This is a genomic window from Actinomadura physcomitrii (genome assembly GCF_008923205.2).
GTDB classification, from domain to species: Bacteria; Actinomycetota; Actinomycetes; order Streptosporangiales; family Streptosporangiaceae; genus Spirillospora; species Spirillospora physcomitrii.
The window spans coordinates 1230-12720 of sequence record NZ_WBMS02000083.1; the positions used below are offsets into that span (position 1 = coordinate 1230).

Below are 11491 nucleotides of genomic sequence, written 5' to 3' on the forward strand. Positions count from 1 at the left end.
ACGACACCACGCTCGGCGGCATCGAGCTGAAGACCGGCGACCAGCTGCTGCTCGTGCTCGCCGGCGCGAACCGCGACGGCGGGGAGTTCGACGACCCGGACGTCGTGCGCATCGACCGGACGCCCAACCGGCACCTGTCGTTCGGCTCCGGGCCGCACCGCTGCCTCGGCTCCCACCTGGCCCGCGTCGAGCTGCGGATCGTGTTCGAGGAACTGCACCGCCGCATCCCCGACTACCGGATCGACACCGGCAGGCAGGTCGTGTCGCACCCGAGCCAGGTGCGCGGGGTCCTGGAACTGCCGATCCTGTTCACCCCCGAGCGATGACCCGCCGAACCCGGGAGACCGCTCCGCCACCCCACGGATCGTCCGCGAAGGAGTGCGTGCGATGACCGAACTGGTCACCGACGGCCTCGGATACTGGGCCCGGCAGGCCCCGGACCGTCCCGCGATCGTGTTCGACGGATCGGACACCGTCGACTACCGGACCCTGGAGCACTGGACGGACGCCGCCGCCCGCGCGCACGAGGCGCGCGGAGTCCGGCCGGGGGACCGGGTCGGCATCATCGGCGGCAACAGCCTGGAATGGGTGGTCGCGGCGATCGGCGTCCTGAAGCTGGGCGCGGTCGTCGTGCCGCTCAACGACCGCTTCACCCCCGAAGAGCTCCGCTACCTCGTCGACGACTCCGGTCCCCGGCTGGTCCTCACCGACGAGGCGCACCTGGCATCGATCACCGCGGCGCTGGAGGGCACCGCCGTCGACCGCGGCGGCCTGGAGGACTTCACGAAGCTGCGCCACGCCGGCGGCGATCCGCCCGGACGCCCGGACGCCGCGCCGGACGACGTGACGCAGATCGTCTATACGAGCGGAACCACCTCGCGGCCGAAGGGCGTGATCTTCACCCACCGGAGCACGTTCAACCTGATCGCGGACTTCGCGTTCGCCGAGCCGGCGCTGCGGCCGGGGGCGCGGATCATCTACGTACTGTCGATGTCGGGTGCGCCGGGGCTGCTGTGGCATTTCCTGCACCCGCTGACCCGCGGTCTGTCGATCTTCTACGAGCGCGGCTTCGACCCTGCGACGGTCCTGAAGCGCGTCGCCGGGGAGAAGGTGCAGATCATGTGCGGCGTGCCGGTGCTGTTCGAGCAGATGGCGGCGCGCCCGGAGTTCGGCGGTGCCGACCTGTCCTCGCTCGAACTGGCGACGATCGCCGGCGCCCGCTGCCCGGTGCCGACGATCGAGGCGTGGCTCGCCAAGGGGGTGCTGCTCCGGCAGGCGTACGGCATGACGGAGCTGGGCGGCATCTCCTCGCTCAACCCGCCCGAGCAGGCGCTGAAGCGCCCGGGGTCGATCGGCCGGGGCACCGTCTTCAACCGGCACCGCGTCGTCCGGGCGGACGGGACCGACTGCGACCCCGGCGAGCCGGGCGAGATCATCGTGTCCGGCCCGGGCGTCACCCCGGGCTACTGGCGCAACGAGCGGGCCTACGCGGAGGCGATGCGCGACGGCTGGTTCCACAGCGGCGACCTCGGAGTCAAGGACGACGAGGGCTTCATCCAGGTCGTGGACCGGCTCAAGGACATCATCATCACCGGCGGGTACAACGTCGCGCCGTCGGAGATCGAGGCGGTCATCGGCGAGATCCCCGGCGTGGCCGAGGTCTGCGTGATCTCCGCGCACGATCCCAAGTTCGGTGAGACGCCCGCGGCGATCGTCCACGCGACGGGCGCCCTGACGGCGGAGGACGTCACGGCCCACTGCCGCGAACGGCTCGCCGGCTACAAGGTGCCGCGGCACGTGGTGATCCAGGACGTGCCCCTGGTCCGGATGGCGAGCGGCAAGATCGCTCGCAGCCGCATCAGGGAGGCGCACCCCGAGCTGGCGGAACCGCCGGCGCCGCAGCGATAGGCCGCACCCACATCACGAGTGCGCCCGGATCACGGACGCGCACGGCCCGCACGGAAGGGATGCCATGTCAGCCGTAGGGCGCGGGGACCGGATCCGCCGGGTCCTCGACCACCTCAGGAACGAGACCACCGACGAGTTCAGCGCGCCCGTGCCGCTCGGGCCCGGCGTCTACACCGACCCGGACGTCGCGCGCCGCGAGCGGGACCTCGTGTTCGGCCGGGTCCCGTCGATCGTGGCGCACGCCGGCGAGCTGGCGGAGCCCAACGCCTTCCGCACGCTGCGGATGCCGCGCAACCAGGTGATCGTCGTCCGCCAGCAGGACGGCGGGGTCAAGGCCTTCGTGAACCTGTGCCGGCACCGCGGCGCGCTGCTGGAGGAGCGGGAGGAGGGACGCTGCCGGCTCTTCTCCTGCGGCTACCACCGCTGGTCGTACAACACCGACGGCTCGCTCCGCACGATCACGCGGGACTCCACCTTCGGCGACATCGACAGGTCGGAGTACGGGCTGATCGAGTTGCCCGTCGAGGAGCGCCACGGCCTGGTCTGGATGGTCGACGACGCCGCGGCGAAGATCGACGTCGCCGCCTGGCTGGGACCCGAGATGGACGGCATCCTGGCCGGCTACCGGCTGGAGGACCTGGTCGTCTTCCGCGCGGAGGGCTTCGACGAGCCCGCCAACTGGAAGCTCATGCAGGACGCCTTCGTGGACAACTACCACATCCAGTACGCGCATCCGAACACCGCCGGCAAGCATGTGCACACCAACGTCCAGGTCGTCGAGGACTTCGGGCGGCACGCCCGGATGCTGTCGCCGCGCAAGAAGATCGACCGCTGGCTGGAGGAGGACCCGGGGGAGCGGGACCTCGGCCGCTTCGTGATCGACGGGCACTTCCTGCTCCCCAACAGCACCCTGCTCCGCCAGCCGGACGACCATTTCGAGCTGCTGACGTTCCGGCCGCACCCGTCCGATCCCGGCAGGTGCCGGATGGAGATGCGGCTGCTCGTCCCGAGCGTCGAGGCGAGCGGCATGGATCCGGAGAAGTGGCGGCTCACCTGGGAGAAGAACTGGGAGATCCTTCTCGCGGTGCTGCACCAGGAGGACTTCCCGCTCTTGCGGGCCGCCCAGCGCGGGCTCGCGAGCGCCGACGCGGCCGGGATGGTCCTCGGCCGCAACGAGGTGGTGAACCAGATCTTCCACCGGGAACTGGGCAAGCTGCTCGCCGGCTGAGCGAGCCGCCCGGCGGCGCTGACCACAGCCGCCCGGCGGCGCCGGCCAGGGCCGCCGGGCGGCGGGTTCAGGCGCGGGCGGTGCCCCACAGGCGTTCGGCGCGCCGGGCCAGCAGGCGGTGGTCGAGCTTGCCGTTCGCGAGCCGGTCGAGGGAGTCGACGCGGGCGATGCGGCGCGGCACCTTGTAGCCGGCCAGCCGGGCCCGCACGTGCGCCTGCAGACCGCCGGCGTCGGCCTCCCGCCCGTCGGTGACCACGAAGGCGACGACCTTCGCGCCGAGGCGTTCGTCGGGGACGCCGAGCACCGCCGCGTCCACGATGCCGGGATAGGTCTTGACGGCCTCCTCGACCTCCTCGGCGAAGACCTTTTCGCCGCCGGTGTTGATGCAGCTCGACCCGCGTCCGAGGAGCTTGATCCGGCCGTCGGCCTCCAGGACGGCGAGATCGCCGGGAACCGACCACCGGCGTCCCGCGGCCTCGACGAAGACCTCGGCCGACTTGGCGGGGTCGTTGAGATAGCCGACGGGGAGCCAGCCGGACACGGCGAGGCGGCCGATCCGGCCGTCGCCGGGCGTGGCGAGCGTGCCGTCGTCGTGCAGGACGGCGCCGCGCTCGGAGACGCGGAAGCTGGCGGTGCCGGCGACGTCCCCCGGGACGGACACGGTGGAGCCGATCGACGAAGCCTCCGACGAGCCCAGCCCGTCGACCAGCCGCGCCTTGGGGATGTGGCGGAGCAGGCCCTCCTTGACCGGGCCGCTCCAGATGGCCCCGGAGGAGAAGATCACGCGGAGCGCCGACAGGTCCCAGCGGCGGGGCTCGGCGTCGAGCGCGTCCAGCAGCGGGCGGGCGAACGCGTCGCCGACGATGGACAGCCCTTGCACGCGCTCCTCGGCCAACGCGTCCAGCAGGGCCTCGGCGGAGAAGCGCGCGCCCGGCACGGTCACGACGGTGCCGGCGCCGCTGAGCGCGGACAGCGCGTAGAAGAGGCCGGCGCCGTGCATGAGCGGGCTGGCGATGAGGGAGCGGATCTCGCGCCGCCCGGCCAGGTGCTCGGCGACGACCTCCGGGGCGGCGCGGTCGGGGATGGCCCGCGTGCTCTGGGCGTTCAGCATGGACAGCAGGTCGTCCTGCCGCCACATCACGCCCTTAGGGCGCCCGGTCGTACCGCCCGTGTAGATGAGGACGAGCGAATCGGGCCGTCCGCCGCCGTGCGGGCGGGGCTCCTGCGCGGCGAGGGCCTCCTCGTACGGGGCGCCCGTCTCCAGCCAGACGCGCACCCCGGGCAGCCGTTCGCGCACGGCGGCGACGCGGTCGCGGAACTCGGCGTCGTAGACGACCGCCTTCACATCCGCATCGGTCCAGATCTGCTCCAGTTCGTCCTCGACGTACCTGTAGTTGGTGTTCATCGGGGCCAGAGCCGCCTTCGAGGCGGCGAAGAAGGTCTCCAGGTAGGCGGTTCCGTTGCGCATGTACTCGGCGACCACGTCGCCGGGACGCAGCCCGCCGGCCTCCAGGACGGCGGCGAGCCGTGCGGCGCGTTGATCGAATTCCGCCCAGTCCATCCGCCGGCCACCGTGGATGAGAGCGGTGCGCGACGGATGGGCGCGGGCCACCGCCTCCAGGACGTCGCCGTAGTTCCAGCCTGCCATGCTCGGCCTTCCGCGAGACGGTGCACTTTCCCGTTCGGCCGGGCGGCGCTCCGGACCGCCGACCGTGGATCGGATCCTAATCTAAAGCTATTAGATTTGAAATGCCAGAGGTGCAGGGAAGTGCCCTGCCGTGGACGGCGTCTTGTTCCTAAAATCTTAAGACGTTAGATTCGAGGGAGGCGGCATCCGTACCGGCATCCACGTTAGGAGGCCCTCCAGGGCCACCGGCGACAGGCAGGACCGCATCGGGCGGCTGCTCGAGCTGCTGCGCGCGGACGACACCGACAAGCTCGCCGAGACCGAGCCGTTGGCGCCGCGGGAGTTCACCGACCCCGGGACGGCGGCGCGGGAGCGGGAGCTGATCTTCGGCCGGGTGCCGTCCATCGTCGCGCACTCCTCGGAACTGGCCGAGCCCGCGGCGGAGTTCCCGGGAAAGGTCGGTATCGGCCGGCCTGCACGTCCTCATCCTGGACGGCTGGAGAAGATCACGGTGCGGTGAGCTCAGGCCCGCGAGCCGCGCACAGGGCGTTCCCGTCCGATCAGGACAGGTCGAGGGCGTGCTCGACCAGACTGATGAGGACGCTCCTGGCCGAGTCGCGCTCCCGGACGTCGCACAGCACGATCGGGATGTCCGGATCGACGTCGAGCGCCGTGCGGATCTCCTTCAGCGTGTGCCTGCGGGCCCCGTCGAAGCAGTTGACCGCCACGACGAACGGGGTGTCGCGCTGCTCGAAGTAGTCGATGGACTCGAAGCTGGTCTCCAGCCGCCTGGTGTCGACCAGGACGACGGCGCCGATCGCTCCATAGGCCATCTCGTCCCACATGAACCAGAAGCGCTCCTGACCGGGCGTCCCGAACAGGTAGAGCGTGATGCCGTCGTCGAACGCCAGCCGGCCGAAGTCCATGGCGACCGTGGTGGTGGTCTTGCCCTCGACGCCCTGCAGGTCGTCGATGCCGATGCCGGCGCTGGTCAGCGTCTCCTCGGTGCGCGGCGGCCGGATCTCGCTGACCGCGCCGACCATCGTCGTCTTGCCGCCCGTTCGGCAGGATCGGCTCGATCAGCGACCACTCGTGCATCTCGCCGGCGATGGTGGCGTGGGTGAAGATCACGACCTTCGGCCGCCCGGTCGTGCCACTGGTGAAGATGATCGCCGTCGGGTCGGCCAGTTCGCCGACGGGGGCGGTGACCGGGGCGTGCGCGGCGCCGCGCAGCTTCGCGACCCCGTCCAGAAGGCCGATCGCGAAGGTCGGCCGCGTCTGGTGGACCTCCTCCAGCCGGGGGTGGAGCACGGCGTCGCAGTAGACGACCGCCGGTTCGCAGTCCTCCACCAGGGCGGTCAGCTCGCGGGCCAGCATCCGCTGGTTGAAAGGGGCGACGATCGCGCCGATCCGCCACGCGCCCAGGGCCACCGCGCACCACTCCAGGCTGTTGCCGCCGAGGATCGAGACCCGGTCGCCGGGGCCGGCGCCCCTGGACCGCAGGTCGGCCGCGACGCCGTCCGCCCAGGCCGACAGCTCTCGATAGGTGATCGGGTCGCCGTCGAAGTCGATCGCGACGGCGCCGGGCGTGACACGGGCCCACCAGACCAGTGCGTCGTTGACCGTGCCGCTCATGGAACCTCCTGCGCCTTCCGGGGCGGGCGGTCGGCGCGGCCTGTGGCCGGCGGCGACCTGGATGTGCCCTGCCTCACACGAGATTTAATCTAAAGTCATTAGGCTAGAAGTGCAATGACCTGACGCCGGATGCTCGACATCATCCCAGCTCGTGCGGGCTTTCGAGGGTGTAGTGGACGTCGTCATGGGTCCGCTGGAAACCCAGGAGACGGGCAAGGCGCACGGCTCGGGGCAGGGCCGGGTCGAGGCGTGCCTCGACCGCCTGCACGCCCTCGGCGCGCAGCAGGGCCAGCGCTCCGGCGGCCAGCGCGAGCCCCGTCCCGGAGCCCGGCACGGCGGGAACGAGGGCCCGGAGCGTCCCGGTCCGCAGCCGGTCGACGATCCGCGTGTCGCGGTCGAGCCAGGCGTACCCGGCGGCGCCGTCGGAGCCGGCGGCGTAGAGCAGGCGCGCGGCGCCGTGGCCGGGAGGCCGGTAGCGCTCCGGAAGTCCGGAGGCCTTCCAGAGGGCCCAGGCCGCCTCGGGATCCGGATCCTCGAACAGGCGGGCCGTCGCAGTTGGCGGGTCGACGGCGTGCGGCCCGGTCAGCGGGCGCACGCTTCGCCAGATCCGTGCCGTCTCCACGCATCTGAACCGCCGCGCCAGGCGCTCCGCCGCCGGGTGATGCCCTTCGGCCCAGCCGTGCGCCCCTGCCGGCTCCACCGACTCCAGCACGGCCGTCGCCACACCGCGGGACCGGTGGTCCGGGTGGACGATGATCGTGCCGGACGCCCGTTCGTCGAGGTACAGGAGGCCGACCAGCGGGTCGCCGGGACCGTCCAGGCGGACGAGCAGATGGCGCCCCTCCCCGCGCACGGCCGATGGCGTGAGCTGGGAGAATCCCGCGTCCTGGTCGTACTCGGCGCAGACGCGGGCCAGCTCCAGTGCCTCGGCCAGCTCCTCTTGCGCCAGGCGGCCGCGCCAGGTCGTGGAGATCATCGTTCTCCGGCGGCGGTCAGCCTGCGCAGTTCGCGGTGGAAGATCTGGTTGATCACCTCGTTGCGGCCCAGCAGCATGCGGCCCGCGTCGGCGCTGGCCAGGGCGTCCTGGCTGGCGCGCAGCAGCGGGAAGTCCTCGGCGTGCAGGACGTCCAGCAGGATCTGCCAGTTCTTGTTCCAGCGCTTCTCCCACTCGGTCTCGTCGAACCGGGAGTCCTCGACCGTCGGGACCAGCACCCGCATCTCCATGCGGCTGCGCGCGGGGTCGGTGGGATGCGGGCGGAAGGTGAGCAGCTGGAAGTGGTCGGGCTGGCGCAGCAGGGTGCTGTTGGGGCCGAGGTAGTGGGACTCGGTGACGTGCCGGCCGAGATCGGCGTCGCCCGGATCCTGCTCGAGGAACCGGTCGATGCTCTTGCGCGGCGACAGGAATCTGGCGTGCCGGCCGTAGTCCTCGACGGCCAGCACGTTGGTGTGGATGATCTTCCCGGCCGTGTTCGGGTGGGCGAACTTGATGTGGTACCCGTCCAGGAACGCGTCCTGCATGAGCTTCCAGTTCACCGGCTCGTCGAAGCCCTCGGCCCGGTAGCAGAGCAGCGCGTCCAGGCCGTAGCCGGCGAGCGCGGCGTCCATCTCGGGACCGAGCCAGCCGGCCACGTCGATCGTCGCGGCGGCCGAGTCGACCAGCCAGACGAAGCCGTGCCGCTCTTCGGCGGGCAGCTCGACCAGGCCCGAGGCATCGCGATCGATGTCCCCGAAGGTGTGGTCGTAGGTGACGGTGCGCAGGCTGCCGTCGGTGTTGTAGGACCACCGGTGGTAGGGGCAGGAGAACAGCCGGCACCGGCCGGACGGCCGCTCCTCCAGCCGCGCCCCCCGGTGCCGGCACGCGTTGACGAACGCCTTGACGCCGCCGTCGCGCTGCCGGACCACGATCACCCGGTTGCGCGGCATCGTCAGGGTCAGGAAGTCGCCCGGCCGTGCCAGCTCCGAGGAGTGGGCGACGATCGACGGCACACGGCCGAAGACCAGCTCCCGCTCGGCCTCGGCCGTCCCGGGGTCGGTGAACTCGCGCGGCCCGAACGGCCGGGTGGACTCCAGCTTGTCGGTGTCGTCCGCGCGCAGCAGGTCGAGCAGCCGGCCGATGCGGTCCCGCCTGTCGTCGGGTGCCATGGGTCCCTCCCGTGGTGGATGCCAACTCTATAAATCTAATGCCTTGAGGTTTTTGTTGGCAAGATACGCCACTGACCACCACTTTTGCGGTCTCTGGGTTGCCAGGAAACCTACTAGTGTTAGATTTATTTGCGCGATCAGGACAAGGGAGCGGACAGTGCGGAGCGACCTCTTCGAGACCGGCCACGAGGACTACCGGCAGACCGTCCGGGAGTTCGTGAAGCGCCGGGTGGTGCCGAACATGGAACGCTGGGACACCGACCGGCTCATCGACCGGGACACCTGGCGGGCAGCCGGGGCACAGGGCCTCCTCGGCCTGTCGGTCCCCGCCGAGTACGGGGGCGCGGGGGAGAGCGACTACCGCTACCGCGTCGTCGTACAGCAGGAGATCGCCCGCGTCGGCGCCGCGGCGCTCCAGTCGGGGTTCACCACCAACGACGACATCGCGCTGAGCTACCTGCTGCGGCACGCCGACGACGACCAGCGCGGGCGCTGGCTCCCGGGCTTCGTCAGCGGCGAGACGATCGGCGCGATCGCGATGAGCGAGCCCGCCGCCGGCAGTGACCTGCGCGGCATCGAGACCACCGCGGTCCGGGACGGCGGCGGCTGGGTGCTGAACGGCTCCAAGACCTTCATCACCAGCGGCATCCTCGCCGACCTGGTCATCGTCTTCGCCCGCACCGGGCAGGAGGCCGGGACCGGGGCGTTCAGCCTGTTCGTGGTCGAGGACGGCACTCCCGGCTTCACGCGCGGCCGCCAGCTGGACAAGGTCGGCCTGCACGCACAGGACACGGCCGAGCTGTTCTTCACGGACGCGCGGGTCCCCGCGGCCAACCTGCTCGGCGAGGTCGGCGAAGGCCTGCACGCGCTGATGCGGAGCCTCCCGCTGGAGCGGCTCGGCATCGCGCTGTCGGCCCAGTTCTCCGCCGAGGCCGTGCTGGAATGGACGGTCGAGTACGTCCGGCAGCGCCGCGCGTTCGGCAGGCGGATCGGCGACTTCCAGGCGCCGGCGTTCAAGCTGGCGGAGCTGAGCACCGCCGTCGAGGTGTCCCGCGCGTTCCTCGACCGCTGCGTGCGGGAGTACAACGCCGGCACGCTCACCGCGACCGACGCGGCCAAGGCCAAGCTGTGGGCGACCGACCTCCAGCACGACGTCATCGACACCGGCGTGCAACTGCACGGCGGGTACGGCTACATGATGGAGTACCCGGTCGCCAAAGCCTTCATCGACGCCCGCGTCCAGCGCATCTACGGCGGCACGAACGAGATCATGAAGGAGATCATCCAGCGGGAGCTGATCGGCCGCTCGTGAGACCGCCCCGCCGGGGCCGGCCCGGCCTCCACCGCCGCCTCGACGACCTCCGCCCGGCCGCCCGCGGACGGTTCCGCCGGTTCCGTCCAGCGGTCGGACTCGGAGATGACGTCATCGCCGCCGGCGCTTCTACGACGAGAACTGGGACCTGCTGATGCGGACCCTGCTTGCGAGGACTGGCATGTGGCGGGAACGATCAGCGGCAACATCGGCCGCGGCGGGGTCGGTGAGCCGGTGTTCGGCCGCAACGGGGCCCCGGGCGGGCTCCTCCGCGCCCTACTGACCGAGGACGTCGCGGCGCTGCGGGCCTCAGCGGCTCAGGACGGTGCGACGGTTCAGGACGGTGCGGCGGCCTCGGGGGTGCTCGCGGCGGCGGTGCGCTGATCGGCCAGGAGCAGGACGCCGTGGAGGAAGCTGCGGATCATCTCCTCGAACAGCTGGTTGGCGGTGAACTCGTTGCGCTCGAGCGCCCGCGCGAGGGTGGGCTGGCGGTCGGCGTCGACGTTGGGGAAGATCGCCCGGCGGGCGGCCGGAGTGCGCGCCGCCTCGGAGATCACAGCGCCCAGCACGAGGGTGTCCATGCTGTCGAGGATCTGCACGTGCACCTCCGTCGGCACGCCGCTGGCCTGCAGGAAGCGGGCGGCGTCCTCGTAGAGGTCGGCGAGCAGGTCGCGCGGCGGGTACTGCAGCAGCAGCGGCGCGGCGTTGCGGTGGCGCAGGACGACCCGGCGCAGGTTCAGGCTGAGCTGCACGAACCAGTCGACCCAGCGTTCGGGCGGCGGCTTGCGCGGCACCACGGTGTCGGCCACGATCGCGGCCACGACGGCGCCGAGGATCTCCGACTTGTCGTCGAAGTGGTGGTACAGCGACGGCGCCCGGACGTCGAGGTGGCGCGCGAGGCGCGGCAGGCTCAGTGCGTCCAGGCCCTCGGTGTCGATGATCTCGATCGCCGCGGCCACCGCACCGGTACGGCTGATCAGCGGCTGACGCGGACGGGGCATGGCACCCGATCCTAGTTCACCGCCCGCTCCCCATCGACGCCGCCGCCGCCGGAGCGGCGGGCACATTGCGGCAAAAATCTAAAGGTATTAGGATTGTCGCCGTCTTCTGATGGCCCGATGCCGTCAGGCCGACTGCGTTCACCGGGGCTTCAGTGAGAGCGCCCGCTCGGGACAGATGTCGACGAGATGGCGAGCCCGCTCGAGCGACGTCGCCGTCAAGGGGCCGGTGATGACGACCGGGTCGCCCTGGTCGTCGCAGTCCATCAGCTCCGGCGCCGTCCCATAGCAGAGACCGTGCCCCGCGCACGCGCTTCGGTCGATCGTCAGGTGGTGGTCCATTTCTCCGCCCTCGCCCGTCACAGGCTCGGGGTGCCCTGGTCTTCGGGGAAGGGGATGGAGACCCGTGCCAGCGTGCCGCCGTCGCAGGAGGAGATGATCTGGCCGGACATGTAGGCGGCGTCGTCGGACACCATGAACAGCGCGGTCCTGGCGTGGTCGAGCAGCGACGGCGGCCGGTCCAGCTTGAGCGGGATCGGGGTGACGCCCTTGTCCCACGGGCCGGCGACCTCCTCGTAGGACTTCCCGACGACCGGTGCGCCGGGCTCCATGAGGAAGTTGGGCGACATGCCGTGGGTGGG

Annotated in this window: 13 protein-coding genes and 1 pseudogene; 6 read left to right on the forward strand and 8 right to left on the reverse strand. The window is 71.3% G+C overall.

Annotation, left to right across the window (positions count from 1 at the left end):
• The 3 genes from F8568_RS47495 to F8568_RS46020 form a co-directional block, all read left to right on the forward strand.
• The coding region (locus tag F8568_RS47495) for a cytochrome P450 (protein ID WP_202126168.1) at window positions 1–326 on the forward strand (326 nt) is incomplete at its 5' end.
• Between the two features lie 61 nt (window positions 327–387).
• Entirely contained in the window at window positions 388–1908 is a 1521-nt protein-coding gene (locus F8568_RS46015) for a class I adenylate-forming enzyme family protein (protein WP_151600488.1), read from the forward strand.
• Between the two features lie 64 nt (window positions 1909–1972).
• On the forward strand, window positions 1973–3136 hold the full coding sequence (locus tag F8568_RS46020; RefSeq protein ID WP_151600489.1) for an aromatic ring-hydroxylating oxygenase subunit alpha: 1164 nt from the start codon (window positions 1973–1975) through the stop codon (window positions 3134–3136).
• Window positions 3137–3203: 67 nt separating this feature from the next.
• Here the strand turns inward: F8568_RS46020 and F8568_RS46025 are convergent, their stop codons facing one another.
• Window positions 3204–4784 carry an AMP-binding protein gene (locus tag F8568_RS46025; RefSeq protein WP_151600490.1) on the reverse strand — a complete coding sequence of 527 codons (1581 nt, stop codon included), beginning with the start codon at window positions 4782–4784 and terminating at the stop codon, window positions 3204–3206.
• A 307-nt stretch (window positions 4785–5091) separates the two neighbouring features.
• On the opposite strand from F8568_RS46025, the gene F8568_RS46030 reads away from it, so the two are divergent.
• Complete coding sequence (locus F8568_RS46030; RefSeq protein WP_151600491.1) at window positions 5092–5283, forward strand: hypothetical protein; 192 nt, start codon at window positions 5092–5094, stop codon at window positions 5281–5283.
• 40 nt (window positions 5284–5323) lie between these two features.
• On the opposite strand, the gene F8568_RS46035 is transcribed toward F8568_RS46030, so the two are convergent.
• From F8568_RS46035 to F8568_RS46050, 4 genes and pseudogenes are all read right to left on the reverse strand, one after another.
• Window positions 5324–5806, reverse strand: a complete 483-nt coding sequence (locus F8568_RS46035; RefSeq protein ID WP_151600492.1) for a GTP-binding protein — start codon at window positions 5804–5806, stop codon at window positions 5324–5326.
• 100 nt (window positions 5807–5906) lie between these two features.
• A pseudogene (locus tag F8568_RS51450) lies at window positions 5907–6398 on the reverse strand (AMP-binding protein); the annotation flags it as partial.
• Between the two features lie 139 nt (window positions 6399–6537).
• Window positions 6538–7374, reverse strand: coding sequence for a hypothetical protein (locus F8568_RS46045; RefSeq protein WP_151600493.1), 837 nt, complete (start codon window positions 7372–7374; stop codon window positions 6538–6540).
• Window positions 7371–8540, reverse strand: coding sequence for an aromatic ring-hydroxylating oxygenase subunit alpha (locus tag F8568_RS46050; protein WP_151600494.1), 1170 nt, complete (start codon window positions 8538–8540; stop codon window positions 7371–7373). Before F8568_RS46050 ends, F8568_RS46045 begins: the two co-directional genes overlap by 4 nt.
• Window positions 8541–8697: 157 nt before the next feature.
• On the opposite strand from F8568_RS46050, the gene F8568_RS46055 reads away from it, so the two are divergent.
• Window positions 8698–9852, forward strand: a complete 1155-nt coding sequence (locus F8568_RS46055; RefSeq protein WP_151600495.1) for an acyl-CoA dehydrogenase family protein — start codon at window positions 8698–8700, stop codon at window positions 9850–9852.
• Window positions 9853–10035: 183 nt separating this feature from the next.
• The gene (locus F8568_RS46060) at window positions 10036–10236 is read left to right on the forward strand and encodes a hypothetical protein (RefSeq protein WP_151600496.1); all 201 of its coding nucleotides are present in this window, start codon (window positions 10036–10038) and stop codon (window positions 10234–10236) included.
• On the opposite strand, the gene F8568_RS46065 is transcribed toward F8568_RS46060, so the two are convergent.
• The 3 genes from F8568_RS46065 to F8568_RS46075 all read right to left on the reverse strand — a co-directional run.
• Window positions 10188–10853 carry a TetR family transcriptional regulator gene (locus F8568_RS46065; RefSeq protein ID WP_151600497.1) on the reverse strand — a complete coding sequence of 222 codons (666 nt, stop codon included), beginning with the start codon at window positions 10851–10853 and terminating at the stop codon, window positions 10188–10190. The genes F8568_RS46060 and F8568_RS46065 overlap by 49 nt on opposite strands.
• Before the next feature lie 138 nt (window positions 10854–10991).
• Window positions 10992–11192 (reverse strand): ferredoxin, encoded by a 201-nt coding sequence (locus F8568_RS46070; RefSeq protein ID WP_151600498.1) that lies wholly within the window; start codon window positions 11190–11192, stop codon window positions 10992–10994.
• Between the two features lie 17 nt (window positions 11193–11209).
• Window positions 11210–11491: hypothetical protein (locus F8568_RS46075; protein WP_207750438.1), on the reverse strand; the 282-nt coding region annotated here is incomplete at its 5' end.

Coding starts and splice junctions, on each gene's coding strand:
- F8568_RS46015 (WP_151600488.1), top strand. CDS start 388: ATGACCGAACTGGTCACCGACGGCCTCGGATACTGGGCCCGGCAGGCC.
- F8568_RS46020 (WP_151600489.1), top strand. CDS start 1,973: ATGTCAGCCGTAGGGCGCGGGGACCGGATCCGCCGGGTCCTCGACCAC.
- F8568_RS46025 (WP_151600490.1), bottom strand. CDS start 4,784: ATGGCAGGCTGGAACTACGGCGACGTCCTGGAGGCGGTGGCCCGCGCC.
- F8568_RS46035 (WP_151600492.1), bottom strand. CDS start 5,806: ATGGTCGGCGCGGTCAGCGAGATCCGGCCGCCGCGCACCGAGGAGACG.
- F8568_RS46045 (WP_151600493.1), bottom strand. CDS start 7,374: ATGATCTCCACGACCTGGCGCGGCCGCCTGGCGCAAGAGGAGCTGGCC.
- F8568_RS46050 (WP_151600494.1), bottom strand. CDS start 8,540: ATGGCACCCGACGACAGGCGGGACCGCATCGGCCGGCTGCTCGACCTG.
- F8568_RS46065 (WP_151600497.1), bottom strand. CDS start 10,853: ATGCCCCGTCCGCGTCAGCCGCTGATCAGCCGTACCGGTGCGGTGGCC.
- F8568_RS46070 (WP_151600498.1), bottom strand. CDS start 11,192: ATGGACCACCACCTGACGATCGACCGAAGCGCGTGCGCGGGGCACGGT.